Origin of the sequence: Rhodopirellula bahusiensis, from assembly GCF_002727185.1 — a bacterium.
Taxonomy (GTDB): domain Bacteria; phylum Planctomycetota; class Planctomycetia; order Pirellulales; family Pirellulaceae; genus Rhodopirellula; species Rhodopirellula bahusiensis.
On sequence record NZ_NIZW01000003.1, the window covers coordinates 53,870 to 71,072 of the forward strand.

Below are 17,203 nucleotides of genomic sequence, written 5' to 3' on the forward strand. Positions count from 1 at the left end.
TGACGTCCATTTTCCCGCACCCCACTGTCCACGATGCTCGATCGCAAATTCATCCTGCAAAACGCCCAGCTTGTCGCTGAAAATTCCGCCAAGCGAGGCGTTTCCGTCGACGTTGACGCGATCTGCCGTCTCGAAGCCGAACGGATGGACGCGTTGAAGCAAGCTGAAGAACTCAATCGGCAAGCCAACGAAGTCAGCAAGCAGATCAAATCCGCGAAGGACAATGACGAGCGTCAGGAATTGATCGCGAAAGGTCGCAGCCTTCGCGAGCAAAAGGATGCCGCCGGCGCCGAGCAAGATCGCTTGGAAGGCGAAATCAACGAGCTGCAGACCATCCTTCCGAACATGACGCACCCCGATGTGCCCGAGGGCGGCGAGCACGATGCGAATGAAATCGGTCGCGGCAAAACGCCGGTGCCGGAGTTGGATTTCCAACCGCTGGATCACTTGCAGCTGGGCGAGAAACACGACTTGTTCGACTTTGAAGGCGGAGCCCGCGTTGCCGGTTCCGGTTTTTACTTCTTGAAAAACGCCGCCGTGCGTTTGGACTTGGCACTGCAACAATTCGCGATTTCGCACTTGGCCGGCAAAGGTTTCACGCCCGTTTCAACGCCCGATCTGGCGCTGACCAGCGTGCTGCAAGGAACTGGGTTCAACCCGCGTGGACCTGAAACGCAGATCTACAGCATCGAAAACACTGAGCTGAACTTGGTCGCAACGGCCGAAATTCCCTTGGGCGGGATGCTCAGCGGACAAGTGCTCGCCAGCGAAGAATTGCCACTTCGTTATTGTGGCTTGAGCCACTGCTTTCGAACCGAAGCCGGTGCGGCCGGACGAGCCAGCAAGGGGCTGTACCGGGTTCACCAATTCACCAAAGTCGAAATGTTCGCGTTCACGTTGCCCGACCAAAGCACGGCGATGCACGAAGAGATGCGTGAACTGGAATGCGAAATCTTTGACGCCTTGGAAGTGCCTTACCGAGTGATCGACACCGCGACGGGTGACTTGGGCGGCCCCGCATATCGCAAGTACGACTTGGAAGCCTGGATGCCTGGACGTGGCGAAGCGGGTGACTGGGGCGAAGTGACCAGCACCAGCAATTGCACCGACTACCAAGCTCGTCGATTGAATGTGCGATCAAAGTCCAACACCCAGAAGGGCACCGACTTTGTTCACACGCTCAACGGCACCGCCATCGCGACCGGACGAGCCATGATTGCAATTTTGGAAAACCACCAACGTGCTGACGGAACGATCAACGTTCCTGAAATTTTGCGGCCATGGGTTGGCTGTGACGTTTTGGAATGTGAGTGATCACTGACCACCTGAGTTCGAATCCATGTCCGCACATCGCGATGCGAAACGGAACCTTCCGACGAAGATCTGCCCGGTCTGTCGGAGGGAGTTCGCTTGGCGAAAAAAGTGGGCTCGCGATTGGGGCAAAGTCCGCTATTGCAGCAATGCGTGCCGGAAAAAGGCATCCACGCCAAGAACCAATCCATGAGTTGTCGGGTACAATTGATTTGGCCGGCCTCCGTTGAATTGACCCGCCTTCCAATGAATTGACCGGGCTCCGTGATGGATGGCCCGATTGCAATTCCATCACGAACCATTTCCTCCACATCGAATTTGCCCCATGAGCCAACAGACCGCTGACGAAATCTTGGACGCGTCGTACCTGGAAGTTCGAGCCAAAGTCTTGGAACTGGCAGCGGTGCTGGATCGGTTGGACCGTGCCCCGGGCGGGACCGAACGCTCACCTCGACGCGATCAACTCACGCAAGCGATTGAGATGTTGTTGGCCGATGATCCTGATCGCGCAGCGAAAGTTCAGCATTGGTTCTCTCGGCAATACGATCCCGATTGGAAGACCAACCTCGGTGTTGAAACGCCGAGCTCGAAATGAGCCCCGCGGCCATCGGCTGATATCGCTCCATTGCCCACCTACAAACACTCCGACTGACTGACCAGCAACATGGATTTCATCGACCCGCACATTCACATGGTCAGCCGTGTGACGGACGACTACGAAACGCTTGCTCGAATGGGATGCGTCGCTGTCAGCGAACCAGCGTTCTGGGCCGGTTTTGACCGCGGCACGGTCGACGGTTTTCGCGATTACTTTGAACAGCTCACCGCGGTCGAACCAAAACGAGCGGCTCAGTTCGGCATCCAGCATTACTGTTGGTTGTGCATCAACGCCAAGGAAGCCGAGAACGTCTCGCTGTCTCGCGAAGTCATCGCGATGATCCCCGAGTTCCTCGATCGTCCCGGCGTGCTGGGGATCGGTGAGATCGGATTGAACAAAAACACCAAGAACGAAGCGACGGTGTTTTTGGAACACATGGAGTTGGCGATCAAGTACGACCAGCCGATCCTGATTCACACGCCGCACTTGGAAGACAAATACCAAGGGACGCGAATGATCTTGGACATGTTGTGTGACGATTCACGCGTCAATCCTGATCGCGTGTTGGTGGATCACGTGGAAGAGCACACCGTCAGCGAAGTGCTCGATCGTGGTTTTTGGGCCGGGATGACGCTTTATCCGGTCACCAAGTGCACGCCCGATCGTGCTGCCGATATGATTGAACGCCATGCCGGTGAGAGATTGCTGGCGAACTCGGCGGGCGATTGGGGCATCAGCAAACCGACCGCCGTGCCCGACTTGATTTTCACGATGCGACGTCGTGGAATGGACGAAGCGTTGATTCGCAAAGTCGTGCACGACAACCCGGTTGAGTTCTTTTCAAAGAGCAAACAGTTTCACTACACGCCTCGGTGATTGAATTTTGTGAGCGAGCCAAGCAGCAGCGAATCCACGCTCACGCTGACCACACCGATTCAGTATTTGCCAGGCGTTGGGCCGGCGCGAGCGACGAAGCTTCGCAAGCTGGGACTGCGAATCGCTCGCGACATCCTGTTTCTGTTCCCGCGGAACCACACGTTCCCGCCTCCGCCGACCAAGGTCGCGGATTTGGCCGATGGCGAACCGGCCACCTTCATCGGAACGATCACCGATGCCGAGTTGGTCTCTCGCACGCCCGGCAAATCGATCTTTGCCGCGATCGTTGAGAATGATTCGGGTGCAGTTCGCATCGTGTTCTTCAATCAACCTTTCCGTGCCGAACAATTGACGTTTGAGACGAAGGTTCGAATCAGCGGCACGCCCAAACTGGCCGGGTTGCGTTGGGAGTTCACACATCCTCAGTACGAAGTCGTCCAAGAGGGCGAGCTGCCGGACGAGGACGCACCCGGTGGTTTGATTCTGGCCAATTATCCGTTGACAGAAGGCATCAAACAGTCGGATCTGCGCCGTTTGGCTCGTCCGTTGGTGGGTGAATTGGCCGGTCAACTGACCGAAGTGTTGCCCGAACGATTGCGATCCGACGCGGCCAAGCGTCTGAATGCGGCTGGGTTGGAATTGCCCGATGTGTTGCCTGATATCTCGGAGGCCTTGCGGGGCATTCATTTGCCAGAGAGCAAAGAAGACCTGACCGCGGCGCAAACTCGATTGGTGTTTCAAGAGTTGTTGGTGATGCAGTTGGCGCTGGCGATGCGACGTCGTTCGTTGACCAGCGAATTGCGTGCTCCGCCGCTGGAGTGTTCCGCGACCGTTCGGAATCGAATCTTGCGGCGGTTCCCGTTTGAGTTGACCGGCGATCAACGTCGTGTGATGGATGTGATAGCGGCCGACATGGCTCGACAGTTCCCGATGAACCGTTTGCTGCAAGGCGACGTCGGTAGCGGCAAAACCGTCGTCGCCATTTTCGCAATGTTGGTCGCTGTGGCGGGAGAACACCAATCCACCTTGATGGCCCCGACGGAAGTGCTAGCGAGACAGCATTACGCGACGCTCAAGCGGATGTTGGCGGACAGTCGTGTGCGAATCGGATTGCTGTGCGGTTCGCTTGGTGCGGCCGAGCGACGCGACACGGTCGAAAAGATCCGGACTGGTGAATTGGACATCGTGATCGGCACGCAAGCGTTGCTGTACGGCGTCGAGTTCCATCGCTTGGGGCTGTGCGTGATCGATGAACAACACAAGTTCGGTGTCAAGCAACGCGTGACGCTTCGCGATGGCGGTGTGGATCCGCACTACCTGGTCATGTCTGCCACCCCAATTCCACGAAGCGTGGCGATGACCCAGTTCGGCGACGTGGACCTGAGCACGTTGCGAGAAAAGCCCGCCGGTCGCGGTGCCGTGCACACGTACTTGGCCGGTGACAGTTGGCGTAACCGATGGTGGTCGTTTGTGAAAGAACGAGTGGCGGAAGGCCGGCAAGCTTTTGTCGTCGCTCCGCGAGTCGGGCCGGAGGTTGAGGCGGCAGACGAAGAGTTGTTGGAGGTCATCGACGCGACGGAACCGCCGGCGGAAGACATTTCGTCGGTGCATGCAACTTATGAACAACTTCGAACGGGACCGTTGAAAGGCTTGCGAGTCGGTTTGTTGCACGGCCGCATGGCTTCGGACGAGAAGCAGCAGGTGATGGAATCATTCGCCGAGGGTGAACTGGATGTTCTGGTCAGCACCACGGTGATCGAAGTTGGCATCGATGTGCCCAACGCGACTGTGATGGCAATCCTGGGTGGCAACCGGTTTGGGCTGGCTCAATTGCACCAACTTCGCGGGCGTGTCAGCCGAGGCACCCACGCGGGCCACGTTTGTGTGTTCGTCGATGGTGACAAACCGCCGCAAGAAGACGAGCGATTGAAGGTTTTTGAGCAAACGCTCGACGGTTTCGAATTGGCCGAAGCGGACTTTCGCCTGCGAGGTCCGGGCGACGTGTTGGGGCAGCGTCAAAGCGGCGACGCTCGTCTGAGAATCGCGGATTTGCATCGCGACGTTGAAATCCTGCAAGTCGCTCGTGAGATGGCCCAGGACTGGATCGACCAAGACCCAGAAATGGAATCCGAGGGCCTGGAAGATCTCAAGTCTCAAGTCCTCCGCCGCTATGGCAACCATCTCGACCTGAGCGACGGTGCGTAGCTGGACAGCATCGCAACGGATGAGACCCACTTGATCGAGTTAGCCGTATGGCGTCAGCCACGATTCCTTCCGCGAAAACCGTGGCTAACGCCAAACGGCTGATGTGCTGGGAAACCAGGCTGCTTCACCTCCCTCTGTGGAGCTGTTGCTTCATTGGGTATTAACGCGATGCACTCAATGAATCGAAGTCTCGCTTGCATCGCGTGAAGCATTTGTGAATTGGCTCATGTTCATATTGAACATGTTTCGTTTGCTTCTATCTTTCTCGCCAACATGAATTGATCGGTTCATTTTGGTGGTTGAGCGAATGCTCTTGGGGCGTCGCGGCGGTGTTTCGAACGAGCTCGCTGGATGCCCAAAAACTCATACTTTGTTACAGGGAGTAGGATTGATGGAGTTGCGATTGAAGCAGGGGATGCATGGCGGTCGCGTCACTTCCCACACAAGAAGGCAAGTGAAGAACGGAGGCAATGTGGCCTCGGGGTTCACGCTGGTCGAACTGTTGGTTGTGATTGCAATCATCGGGATTCTCGTTGGTTTGCTACTTCCCGCGGTTCAAGCTGCTCGGGAAGCCGCGCGGCGAATGCAATGTTCGAACAATCTGAAGCAAATGGGATTGGCTGCTCTGAACTTTGAGAGCGCCTACAGAAAATTGCCGGAAGGGCCGTTGGATGGTGCCCCGGATGCCATTACCACGAGCGGCGATCCCAATACTGCTGGGTATCCCAAGAATGGAACGTGTTGCCGAGCGGCGACGCGGACTGGGTGGAGCACTCAATACAAGATCCTTCCATTCTTGGAAGGGAACAACATTTACGAACTTGGGCGAGATGATCCGCCATACTGGCCATACGTCGCAAACAACGCCGGAGAGGACGATGTCGCTCAGTCGTTGGTGTCAACTTACTACTGTCCATCACGGCGATCGCCAAAGGGATACGGCAGTGCACGATTCGGAAGGGTCGACTACGCGGGATGTGCAGGGTTCTATAGCGGTCGCCCAGACTCGACCATCGACTTCATTCCGGAAGCTCCCTTGGGTGCCCCAGCCGTTTCAACACGGTCGAAAACAAATGGTGGGCTCGAGTACTCGAAGGGTGGAGCAATCGTTTGGCCCGGCGAAGGTGACAAACGGACTCTCTCAGACATCCTGGATGGAACGTCGAACACGATTGTATTCGCTGAGAAGTCACTTCATACATCGCAACATGGCCGTGACGGAGGTGACAACGAACGATGGAACAATGCAGGCTGGGATGAGTGCGTGGTTCGTTGGCATTTTCCGCCGAAACACGACCGCCAAACGGTGGCGCCGCTGCCGCCAGAGTCCTATGACGCATTCACAAATTGGAATCGCTACTTCGGGGCCGCTCATGCGTCGGGTTTGAATGCAGCATTCTGTGATGGATCGGTTCGATTCTTTTCCTACAACGTCGATGCAGAGCTATGGAAAAACCTGTGCGTCTGTGATGACGGCGAAATCATCGGAGGAGAATCACTATGAGTCGATTACGAAAAGAACTCGCCTGGGCGTTCGTCGTTGTTTGTTTTGGTTTGATCGGATGCGGTGGGGCGGAAACTCCACCGCCGCTCGGCGAAGAATTGCAGCAACAGATTGAGCAGGAAGACAAGCTGGTCGCGGATCAAGAATCTGCGATGTAGGCGGGGATGTTTGAGGTCAATCCCGTGAGCCGTTTTGGCATTTGCCTCGGTTGTGTGCGGGAACCGTGGCTAACGCCATGCGGCTGACGTTGTTTGAGGCTTCTGCTATCTGCTTGGATGGTATTGCGAACAGTATTGATTGGATTCAATCGAGTGAGACTTCTTATGTGTGCGAATTTGATCGATGCTGTTTGCTTGGCAAAGTCACGACCCGTTGCTGTTCTATCTGCATCTGTTTTGCTGATTGCGGTTTTTGGATGTGTCCCCTCATCGCCGGAGCCTTCTGCTTCCAATGTGCGACAGGGTGTTAAGAAGCCGGAGGGGGCGCCGGACGTGAAGGAGTTCACTGCTTGGCGTCCATTTTTCACGACGGACTATGGGGTAGTGAGTGGAAGCGACATGGTGGGCACCGGTTTCGCTTTTCAATTGAGCGAAGAGTCCACGCCGGTTTTTGTGACCACGTTGCACATGCTCGGCACAGTGAATGGGCTGGAGAAGGACATCCTTCCCAACGAGCTTCAAAGTTCGGTTGAGTCGACCTTTCTGAGCGATGTTTTTGGTGCGACGGATGGTGTGAAGCAAATCGGTTCGCCCTATGAGCCGTGTGACGAAGAGGACGAGCAGAAGATCGTTGAGATGGATGTCGTGGCGTTTGACCTTGTTGGGCGATTCAAGCCAGAGTTGCTGGAGCTGTCTGAGCAAACCGTTCAAGTGGGGCAAAGGCTTTGGATGGTCACCGCGGTCTTCGCGGGGGCCTCGCCGAGTCAGAAGTGTCACGCATTGAAGGTGACCGATGTCGAAGAAGGAAAGATACGATATCGATTCGAGAGTGATCGTCTGTCTTTAAAAGCCACCGATGGGGCGCCGCTCCTGTTTGATTCAGGCCTTGTTGCTGGAATGCACCAAGGAGGCTCAGCCGATGAGAAGGATGGAGTCTCCGGTCACGGCATCACATCCGACGTGTTGCGGCAGGCGATTGAGTCGATGTGTCTGGATCGCTAGCTAGACGACATCGGTACTCGACTTGCCTAGTGCCTCCGGAACGATTTGATCTGGCGTGAAGCTTGCCGGCGATGGAAACTGCTTGTCTTTCGCATCTTCACGGAGTGGGATATGTCAGGCAAGGCGGCGAAGGTTGTAGTGACTGAGAAACAGTTGGCGTTGCTCGAGGAGTTCGTGGCGGCCAGGTCGACGCCGAGCGGACTTCAAGTGCGTTGTCGTATCATCTTGCTCGCTCGCCAAGGGCACAACAATGAGGCGATCGAAGCAATCGTTGGGCTTGGACATGATGCGGTTGGAACTTGGCGACGTCGATGGAGGGACAACTGGCCACGTTTGATCAGCATCGAGTGCGGCGAAGGCGTTCCGGCATTGAAAAAAGCGATCGTCGAATTGCTCAGCGATATCAAGCGGTCGGGCCGACGTCCACGAATTACGCAGACACAGCAAGCAGACTTGGCCTCCAAAGCATGCGAAGATCCCCAGGATTCAGGGCGGCCAATCAGTCAGTGGAGTAGCGATGAGTTGGCCCACGAGATGAGCCGCATCCGCCAAGCGTTTACCATCAGCGGCCGTTGGGTCCGCGAGCTTCTCGCCCGCATGGACATCCGGCCGCATCATCATCAGTACTGGCTGTTCTCCAAAGATAAAACGAAGGACCCAATGTTTGAGGTCAAGGTCGATGCGATTTGCACTGCCTATGCCGAAGCAATCGAGCTGTATTGTCGCGACGGTGTTCACACGATCTGCGTCGATGAGATGACCGGCATCCAAGCTCTCCAGCGAATTGCCCCGGACTTACCGGTTCGCCGTCACGATGTCGCTCGCCTGGAATACGAGTACCAACGCCATGGAACAACAGGGCTCTTTGGCAATCTCCACGTTGCAACGGGACAGATCTGGGCACCGCTTCTTCGAGACACGCGTGGCGAACTGGACATGCTCGAGAACATCAACAATGTAATCAGCCAAGGTGGTGAAGACGCAACCTACCGGTTCGTGATGGACAATCTAAACACTCACTGCAGTGAAACACTGGTGAAGATGATCGCTACGATGATCGGCTTTGAGGGCGACCTTGGGCTCAAGGGCCGCAAAGGGATATTGCAGTCGACAGCCAGTCGTCGAGAATTCCTCAGTGATCCGTCTCATCGGATTCAATTTATCTTCACACCTCGCCATTGCTCATGGCTCAACCAAATTGAAATCTGGTTTGGAACGCTACGTCGAAAACTGCTGAGGCGAATGAGCTTCACATCGATCGAGCATTTGGAAGATCGAATCCTGGCTTTCATCGAATACTACAACAGCACGCTGGCAAGGCCATATAAGTGGACCTATCAGGGCACGCTTCTGGCTGCTTGAGGATCTGGTGAAAATGAGGTCATCAAGCGGCACAAAATCGTTCCGGAGGCACTAGGTGAGCGATCACGCCGGTCCCAGTCTATCAAGCCGAGACTTCATCGAGTCGAAGACCGACTGTTCACAATGGCTTGAAGGAGGTCTCTGCTCGCTCAGTCATTCCGATGGGAGTGAAACGAGTTGCAGTTGACTCTTGCTGAATCATGTAATAACGTAAGTTACATGAAACGAGATAGCAAGCTTTCCGGTGTGTTGCACATCCTGCTGCACATGGCGGAATTGGATGAGCCGGTGACGTCGGATGATCTGTCGAAGATCATGGACACGAACCCGGTCGTTGTGCGTCGTCTGATGGCTGGGCTGCGCAAGCAGGACTACGTGCGGTCGGAAAAGGGACATGGTGGCGGTTGGACGTTGGCGTGTGACCTCGAGGAAGTCACGTTGCTGGACATCTATCAGGCGGTCGGCAGTCCGTCGTTGCTCGCGATCGGCAATCGCACGGAGGCACCAGGATGCTTGGTCGAGCAATCCGTGAACGCTGCGCTTGGCAAAACGTTCGACGAAGCAGAACAGTTGCTGCTGCAGAGGCTGGGGGAAGTCACGCTGGCGTCGCTCAGCACCGATTGCCACGAACGACTGCAAGCCCGAGGGATCTCGCTCAAGGCAAAAAGGAATTCACATGGCGTCTGATCAAGACTTTTTGAAGGCTGCCTTTCACGATCCGCAGGCGGTTGCCAACTACGCGGATTCGCCTCGGATGGCCTTTCCCGGTTTCGTCGACATGCAGCGGATGGCAACGTTGTTGCTGGCCGAACGCGTGAACACCAATGGGCGTGTTCTGGTTGTTGGAGCGGGCGGGGGACTGGAGCTCAAGGTCTTTGCCGAAGCCCAGCCGACATGGACGTTTGATGGGGTCGATCCATCGCCCGCCATGCTGCAGCTCGCCAAGCAAACGCTGGGGCCTCTCGTCTCGCGAGTCTCACTTCATGAAGGCAAGGTCGACGTCGCGCCAGACGGACCATTCGATGCAGCGACCTGCATCTTGACCATGCATTTCGCGGACCTCGATGAACGAAGGCAGATGTTGTCCGCCGTTCGCCGGCGGCTCCAGCCAAATGCTCCCTTCATTGCGGTTCACTTGAGTTTTCCGCAAACCAATGGGGCACGATCCCAGTGGTTGTCGCGATACGCCGCCTACGTCACCAGCTCCGGTGTAGATCCAGAGAAAGCATCGCAAGCTCGCGAGGCAATCGACTCTCATCTCACCATTCTTGACCCCGAGCATGACGAAACGCTGTTACGTGAATCGGGATTTTCCGACGTCAGTTTGTTCTATGCCGGATTCGCTTTTCGAGGTTGGGTTTCCTATGCATAGCAAAACGAGAATCACCATGAATCGACGAGACGCAACGACTGCCGTTTTCGCGGCTGCGAGATGTGAGCCGCTTGGCGTTGTCCAGCTAGACAGCCTTGGGGTCGAAGTCGGCTAGGTTTGGCGAATCGGTTTTCACGCCTCCCGCCGGAACATCGATTGTGGCACTCCAGACGATTCCGTTGAGGATCAGGCGGCGCAGGTCTTCGTCACGCCAGTTCTTGTAGTAGTGTGGCATCACGACGCCGAATCCGCGGCCGGTGTCTTCTCTTTCGATGCACCATGCGACTGTTTCTCGCTCGGGAGCTTCCGGTGGCAACATCGATGTCGCCAGAACGGTTGCTTTTGGGGCAACTTGATTTCCATCCGCACCGAAGTAGTTGTTGAAGTAGGGCTCGTCACGAAGGGTGAATTCTTTCCAGCCTCGCGTGACCGGATGGTCGGTCTCCGCGGGAGTGATGGTTGCTTTGGGGAAGACTCTGGCGAACGATTCGTGGTGCGGGCAAGAACGGTTGGCGAAGTAACCGCCCATCCATCGCAACAGCGGGTGGTCGCCGTCGGGCGTGACGTCATCGCCCAGCAAGCCCGTCGCATAATGAATGCATGCGATGCCCACGCCTCGCTGCATCATTTCATCCAGGTCGGCAAGGTTCTGCTGCGGGTTGGGGAGACGGTTGGGCGGGAACAGATCGCCGATGAAAACCACCGTTGATGCGGCGTCGCGAAGAGATTTTTCGGGCCAGCCTTCGACCACGTCCGCCTGGATTCCCGACAGATTTTCGATCTGTTCGAGGGCGTGTTTCATCAGCCGGCCACCGGCGGCGACCTCGTGCGTGCCCGGCGGATGGCGGCTGGGGCCGACGATGATCAGGACTCGCGTGGAACCATCAGCCGACTCATCGGACCATCCATGAGTTGGCGATACCGCAGCACTGGCGGCCACGAGTCCGGATGTCGTTTGGATGAATTTTCTGCGTGATGCATGGGGCGATTCGCTTGCCGAGCGGTTGGGTTGGTTCGTCATTTCGAAGGTTGCTCCAAGTGATGCGATCTGAGTCGACGCTGCAAGTTCTTTGATGGTAAGTGATCGAGCATGGCGATGTTCACCTGTGTGCGCTCCCGACGGCCTCGTTCACATGATTGAAGCCATCCTGTTTGAGTAACTCCGCCAAACCGGTGCAAATACGTTTCACGATACCGGGGCCTTGGTAGATCATGGAGGTGTAAACCTGAACCAGCGAAGCACCGAGACGGATTTTGTCGTACGCGTCTTGCGGGGTGAAGACACCTCCGGCACCGATGACAATGTATCGATCGCGATCCATCCGGCGGTACAATTCCGAAATGCAATCGTTGATCATTGCAGCGACGGGACGGCCCGCCACAGCACCAGGCTTGTTGATTAGATGTTCTGGGGCGACCGAAAGCGGCGGCTTTTGAGAGGGAAGGTTGAAACAGAAGCCACGCACAAAGTCAAAGCGTTCGCACTGAGTGAGCAAGCGATCCAGATGATCGGGATCCTTGTTGGGTGCAATCTTGAGAAAGACGGGAGATTGGATCTGCAGCGGAGCCAAACGTTCGAGCAAACGTTCCACATTGCCAGGCTCGGCAAAGAAGCTCTTGCCGCCTTGGGCGTTGGGACAACTGAGATTGAACATCAGGTAATCCGCATGAGGATGAAGTCGCCGCGTGCTGAATTCGTAGTCGCTCAGAATCTGCTGGTCGCTGCACGCGGGTGCGTTTGTTCCATCGTTGGTCTTGACGATGTTGACACCAAGCGGGACGCGACCGCGGTGCGATCTCAGTCGTTCGGCAACGATTTCGGCGCCATCGTTGGGCAGTCCGTAGTTCACGACGACGGCGCTGTCCTGAGGTAGCCGAAACAGGCGTGGCTTTGGGTTGCCGCTGGACCTTCCGGCCGATACGGAACCGATCTCAATCAACCCGAATCCCAACGCGTCCAGCATTCGCAAGGCGCGTCCGTTCTTATCCCACCCAGCCGCGAGCCCGATTGGATTGTCGAATCGGAGCCCAGCCACTTCGGTCTTCCAGATTGGATCGTGAGACTCCAGGCACCGTCGTGCGACATTGGTAACCCCGGGCAACACGCTCATCCATCGGCACCCTTCCACTGCCAAGTGATGAGCTGTTTCCGCGTCGAGTGTAAAGAGCAGCGGGCGAATGAGCGTCTTGTAAAAAGTCATCGCTGTCGCTTCGGTTCCAGGATTTTGGTTGTCGTGCCAAGCCTCGCATGATCAATCATCTGGCGTGTGGGATAGGCTTCCAGCCTGTCAATGCATTCCTGACAGGCTGGAAGCCTATCCCACTGTTTGCTCGCGCGATGCCAAGTGAGTTTATCGTGCATCAAGGTACACGCATCTTACGAGTTATTCAGCCAAGTCACTCCGAAGCACGCAGGAGGAGATGAACCGTAGGCGGGACCAAGTGAAGCAACGTCCCGGCAGTCCAGCACCGCGTTCAGCGGATTGGTTGTTCTCAGTCTGACTCTGAAATGGAGTCGCTTGCCCAGGCTTGAGTGACCTTCTCATTCGGGAGCCAAGATTTTGCTGAGTCGATTGCATCGAGTTTCGAGACGGGACCGTGCTCCTTCGAAGCGACATCAGCCACCCAACCCTTTGTGAGGTCAACCGGCAACAGATCGACCGATCCTTTGCGAGGATCAACATTCATTGGCAGTCGAAGTTTGATCATGGCTTCGGTCCATTGGATGACGATGTCGTGGGCAGCCCACGCTCGCCAATCGATGACAGATGTTTCGTCTTTCTCGAAGTGCATTCCTTTGGGCCAGTGCGACTGACCTGGCAACCAAACCCACGCGCGTGGAGATCCGTTCCGGCGAGCTTCACGAAAATGTTCACGTATGTCGGCCGGCTTCCCGTCGTTCGCGCCCATCAGGTACCCATGTCCCCGAACAAAACATTCTACCGGCCGTGCTCGTTTGGGCTTGCGACCAATTTAGCACCACGCCCGAACGACCAACCACTTTCGTTGGTGGCATGGAATCGCATTTTGGCCGGTAGAAACCAGTCCTACCGGTCTGCTTGAGGTACCATTTGGACAAAGTCCCCTCCGCCCGTCAGAGCCAATCTTCACCGATGCGATCTTCTACCAGTTTCTACCTTGCCCTCGTCGTTCTATGTTCGCTGGCCTTCATCGTCGATTCATCCGCGCAGGAATCTCCCTACGACGTGTTCCCTGAAGCCGAGCCGCCCTACTACTCGGTTCGTTATGAGGCGTCCAAAGAACCTGGTCAGCTGACCTATCCGGTGAGGTACACCATTTGGATTCCGAAAGGTGTCGCAACACTTCGCGGCATTGTCGTGCATCAACATGGGTGCGGTGAAGGATCGTGCAGCTCCGGCCTTACCGGTGCGTACGATCTTCACTGGCAAGCTCTGGCCACGAAACACGATTGTGCGTTGCTGTCTCCGGCTTATGAACAGCCACAGAAGGCGGATTGTCAGATGTGGTGCGATCCACGCAACGGTTCCGCTGCAGCGTTCGATCGCTCGCTCGTTGATTTTGGCAAAATGTCGGGGCACCCGGAACTCGCTTCCGTGCCACTTGCCCTTTGGGGGCACAGCGGAGGTGGACACTGGTGCGGCGGGATGGTGATGACCCAGCCCGAACGTATCGCCGCCGCATGGCTTCGCTCCGGTGTGCCTCTGTTGGGAGTCAATCCCGATCGACCAGCGATCAAGCCGCATGCCTTGCCCGAAGCGGCACTCAGCATTCCGATGATGTGCAATCCCGGCACCAAAGAAGGCGTGACAGTGAAAGACGGGCGCTTCGCCAATGTTTGGCCAGCGAACCTCGCGTTCTTCAACAACGTTCGCGGTCGTGGTGGCCTGCTCGGGGTTGCCATCGATCCTCTAACCGCACACGAATGCGGAAACTCCAGATACCTGGCGATTCCTTGGCTGGATAAATGTCTCTCGCTGCGACTGCCTTTGGAGTCAGGGCAGGCGTTGCAGAAGATTTCGCTCGAAGGAGCGTGGTTGGCAGAGCCTACCGGTGCGACCGCCATACCCGCCAACCGATTCGAGGGCGACCCGGTCAAGGCAGGGTGGCTACCCGATGAGACCATTGCCAAAGCGTGGATGCAATTTCGAAAAGACACAAACGTGGTCGATACCACACCGCCGCCCGCACCATCACAAGTCCAGCGTGATGGAAACCGGTTGGATTGGATTGCGGAAGCAGATGTCGAAAGCGGAATTCAGAAATTCATCATTCTTCGCGATGGAGAATTTCGAGCGGAAGTCGGCGGTCGCGGCAAGAATCGCTTCGGACGCCCGTTGTTTCAGAACCTGCAATACAGCGACACTCCCGTTCAACCGCTCGCAAAGATGGAGTTCGTCGATCGGACAGCTGAGCCTGGTGTCTATCATGACTACTCCGTGGTTGCCGTGAACACGATGGGGCTCGAGTCAAAGCCCTCACCGGCGGCACCCGAAGTTGGTGGTAACTGACCGCTTCATGATGCCAAGCTAAATTTGGCGATTTAGATGTTCAATCATTGGTCAATCTTAATGAGGCCAGTGGGATCGTCGCTCGCATGGCGGAGAGTGCCCCCTCGCAAACGAGAAATCAATACCAAGCAGGTAGGCAAGAACGATTGTGATTAACCTTTTGAGGCAATTCGATGTTGGCCGACGTTGCACGTGGAAACCGTGGCTGACGCCAAGCGGCTAACATGCCAAAAGACTGCTCTCACCCTGCTAGATTCCCCCGAACCACGACCATCTTAGGAAGCGACATGAAACTCTGCTTGACACTCGCCTGCGCCATTTTTGCCTGCCTGCTGGGCTCGGCTGAGGCGGCCGATCGACCGAACATTCTTTGGATCACCAGCGAGGACAACGGCGTTTCTTGGATCGGTTGTTACGGAGGCGTGAACAGCAAGACCCCGGCGATCGATCAGTTGGCCAAGGAGGGCTTTCGCTACACGCACTGTTTTGACAACGCGGCCGTCTGTGCTCCAACGCGTTCGTCTTGGATCACAGGCATGCATGCCATCTCGCTGGGCACTCAACCAATGCGAAGCCGCAATGTTATCCCGCATGACGTGGTCAAGTATTACCCGGACCTCTTGAGGGAGGCTGGGTACTTCGCCACCAACGGTGGCAAGACCGACTTCAACATTGGTGGACGCGATGATGATGCTTGCTGGGACCCCGGACGTGGGTCGAGGGCCTGGCGAAAACGCGAGGCCGGTCAACCGTTCTTCAGCATCGTCAACATCGGCGTAAGTCACGAGAGTAATGCGCACGGCGACAACCAAAACACGAAGAACGATCCCGCGACGATGAAGCTGTACTCCTATCACCCCGACCTGCCCGCGATCCGCAGGACCTACGCGAAGTATGCCGACGCCGTCGAGCGGATGGACGCGATCGTCGGGGAAACGATCAATCAGCTCAAAGCAGACGGGCTCTATGAAGACACCATCGTCGTCTACTGCTCGGATCACGGCGGCGTGATGCCTCGCAGCAAACGGTTCCTCTACTCCAGCGGCATTCATTGCCCGATGGTCGTTCGCATTCCCGAGAAGTGGAAGCAGTGGTGGCCAGCCGAGAAGCCAGGGATGACAGTCGACCGGTTGGTCAGTTTTGTCGACATGCCCAAAACGTGGCTGAGCCTCGCGAATGCGGAGATCACGGAAACGTTTCAAGGCACTATCTTTCTGGGCGATGACATTGAACCGGAACCCACGTACCACCTTGGTTTTCGCGAACGCGCCGACGAGCGCCTCGATCATGTGCGAATGATCCGCGACAAGCAGTTCGCCTACTACAAAAATTACTACCCGTTCGCCCCGGCGGGTCAGCATTTGGCCTACATCTGGAAGGCGGAGGCGGCGCCGGCTTGGGAACAGCATCACCGAGAGGGAAAAACGAACGAAGTCACCGGACGATTCTTCCGTGCTCGCGTTTCCGAAGAGTTTTACGATACGGATGACGACTTCGACAACGTGAAGAATCTGATCGACCAGCCCGAACATCAGCAGAAGATCGCCGAGTTGCGTTCGGCCATGCGACAAAAGCAACTGGAGCTTTTCGATTCTGGGTTGCTCCCAGAACAGATGCGAATGCGTCGCGCGAAGGAACATGACATAACGATTTACGAAATGGTCCGTGATCCAAAGCTGTATCCATTGGAAAAGTACCTCGACGCGGCCGACATGGCTTTGCTTCGCGACAAAGCGAACTTGGACATACTCACCCGGCAGATGTCGGACGAGGACGAAGGCATGCGTTGGTGGGCGAGTGTCGGGCTGCACCTCATGGAAGATGACGCTGCACCCTCGATCGATGCATTGAAGAAGGCGCTCGACGATGAGTCGGACGAAGTGCGGATGATGTCGGCGTGGACCTTGGTGAAGCTCGGCGAAGAGACGGAGGCAATGGCTTGTCTCCGAGAACTCTTGTTCAACGGGACGAACAACCAAATCATGCTTGAAAACGTGCTCGATTGGATGGGTGAACCGGCTCTGCCATTGATCAAAGAGTATGTGAACAAGGGCTTGGCGAAGAAGGGGCGATACGGAATCGGAATCTTCCAGCGCATTGCCGAAGTGGAAGGCTGGTGACTTCGTGGCGCTGGTTCCTGCCGGCCGTGTTCGTCTGGATATCGCGATCGCATCGCTGATTTCAACACGACTTACCAGACGGAATTTGAGTCCTTCGATGCTGTTCTGTACCAGATGTATGGGCGTTACGAAGTCCAGAACCTGGGCTGGATTGGGCACGGCTGACGAGCAAGCCATTCATCAACGGGGACTCTTCAAGTCGCTT

16 protein-coding genes are annotated in these 17,203 nt (G+C 56.2%); 13 read left to right on the top strand and 3 right to left on the bottom strand.

Translation table 11 applies throughout. From position 1 onward, the window contains the following. Nucleotides 1-33 precede the first annotated feature (33 nt). The 11 genes from serS to CEE69_RS05690 all read left to right on the top strand — a co-directional run bounded on the left by serS (nt 34) and on the right by CEE69_RS05690 (nt 10,388). Complete coding sequence (serS, locus tag CEE69_RS05645) at nt 34-1,314, top strand: serine--tRNA ligase (protein ID WP_099259771.1); 1,281 nt, start codon at nt 34-36, stop codon at nt 1,312-1,314. Nucleotides 1,315-1,339: 25 nt separating this feature from the next. After that, nucleotides 1,340-1,504, top strand: coding sequence for a DUF2256 domain-containing protein (locus CEE69_RS33625; RefSeq protein WP_099259772.1), 165 nt, complete (start codon nt 1,340-1,342; stop codon nt 1,502-1,504). Between the two features lie 132 nt (nt 1,505-1,636). Beyond that, nucleotides 1,637-1,906, top strand: a complete 270-nt coding sequence (locus CEE69_RS05655; RefSeq protein ID WP_099259937.1) for a hypothetical protein — start codon at nt 1,637-1,639, stop codon at nt 1,904-1,906. A gap of 69 nt (nt 1,907-1,975) precedes the next feature. Beyond that, entirely contained in the window at nt 1,976-2,785 is an 810-nt protein-coding gene (locus CEE69_RS05660; RefSeq protein WP_099259773.1) for a TatD family hydrolase, read from the top strand. Nucleotides 2,786-2,794: 9 nt separating this feature from the next. Then, on the top strand, nt 2,795-4,990 hold the full coding sequence (gene recG, locus CEE69_RS05665) for an ATP-dependent DNA helicase RecG (RefSeq protein ID WP_099259938.1): 2,196 nt from the start codon (nt 2,795-2,797) through the stop codon (nt 4,988-4,990). 415 nt (nt 4,991-5,405) lie between these two features. After that, complete coding sequence (locus CEE69_RS05670; RefSeq protein WP_099259939.1) at nt 5,406-6,494, top strand: DUF1559 family PulG-like putative transporter; 1,089 nt, start codon at nt 5,406-5,408, stop codon at nt 6,492-6,494. Beyond that, on the top strand, nt 6,491-6,652 hold the full coding sequence (locus CEE69_RS32765; protein WP_199169802.1) for a hypothetical protein: 162 nt from the start codon (nt 6,491-6,493) through the stop codon (nt 6,650-6,652). Before CEE69_RS05670 ends, CEE69_RS32765 begins: the two co-directional genes overlap by 4 nt. A gap of 384 nt (nt 6,653-7,036) precedes the next feature. Continuing rightward, nucleotides 7,037-7,654: a hypothetical protein gene (locus CEE69_RS05675; RefSeq protein WP_233214889.1), complete on the top strand. Its 618-nt coding sequence runs from the start codon at nt 7,037-7,039 to the stop codon at nt 7,652-7,654. A 138-nt stretch (nt 7,655-7,792) separates the two neighbouring features. Beyond that, nucleotides 7,793-9,016: an IS630 family transposase gene (locus CEE69_RS31890; RefSeq protein ID WP_158230974.1), complete on the top strand. Its 1,224-nt coding sequence runs from the start codon at nt 7,793-7,795 to the stop codon at nt 9,014-9,016. Nucleotides 9,017-9,235: 219 nt separating this feature from the next. After that, complete coding sequence (locus tag CEE69_RS05685; protein WP_099259774.1) at nt 9,236-9,703, top strand: Rrf2 family transcriptional regulator; 468 nt, start codon at nt 9,236-9,238, stop codon at nt 9,701-9,703. Beyond that, on the top strand, nt 9,693-10,388 hold the full coding sequence (locus tag CEE69_RS05690) for a class I SAM-dependent methyltransferase (RefSeq protein WP_099259775.1): 696 nt from the start codon (nt 9,693-9,695) through the stop codon (nt 10,386-10,388). Before CEE69_RS05685 ends, CEE69_RS05690 begins: the two co-directional genes overlap by 11 nt. An 85-nt stretch (nt 10,389-10,473) precedes the next feature. Here CEE69_RS05690 and CEE69_RS05695 read toward each other — a convergent pair whose 3' ends face one another. The 3 genes from CEE69_RS05695 to CEE69_RS05705 form a co-directional block, all read right to left on the bottom strand. Beyond that, on the bottom strand, nt 10,474-11,409 hold the full coding sequence (locus CEE69_RS05695; RefSeq protein ID WP_099259776.1) for a ThuA domain-containing protein: 936 nt from the start codon (nt 11,407-11,409) through the stop codon (nt 10,474-10,476). A gap of 79 nt (nt 11,410-11,488) precedes the next feature. After that, nucleotides 11,489-12,589: a quinone-dependent dihydroorotate dehydrogenase gene (locus CEE69_RS05700; RefSeq protein WP_099259777.1), complete on the bottom strand. Its 1,101-nt coding sequence runs from the start codon at nt 12,587-12,589 to the stop codon at nt 11,489-11,491. A gap of 292 nt (nt 12,590-12,881) precedes the next feature. Next, complete coding sequence (locus tag CEE69_RS05705) at nt 12,882-13,181, bottom strand: hypothetical protein (RefSeq protein ID WP_233214890.1); 300 nt, start codon at nt 13,179-13,181, stop codon at nt 12,882-12,884. A 320-nt stretch (nt 13,182-13,501) separates the two neighbouring features. Here CEE69_RS05705 and CEE69_RS05710 point away from each other — a divergent pair, with 320 nt between their 5' ends. Both CEE69_RS05710 and CEE69_RS05715 read left to right on the top strand, forming a co-directional pair. Continuing rightward, entirely contained in the window at nt 13,502-14,878 is a 1,377-nt protein-coding gene (locus CEE69_RS05710) for a hypothetical protein (RefSeq protein WP_099259778.1), read from the top strand. Nucleotides 14,879-15,165: 287 nt separating this feature from the next. After that, the gene (locus CEE69_RS05715) at nt 15,166-16,998 is read left to right on the top strand and encodes a sulfatase-like hydrolase/transferase (RefSeq protein WP_099259779.1); all 1,833 of its coding nucleotides are present in this window, start codon (nt 15,166-15,168) and stop codon (nt 16,996-16,998) included. The last annotated feature ends 205 nt before the right edge of the window (nt 16,999-17,203 follow it).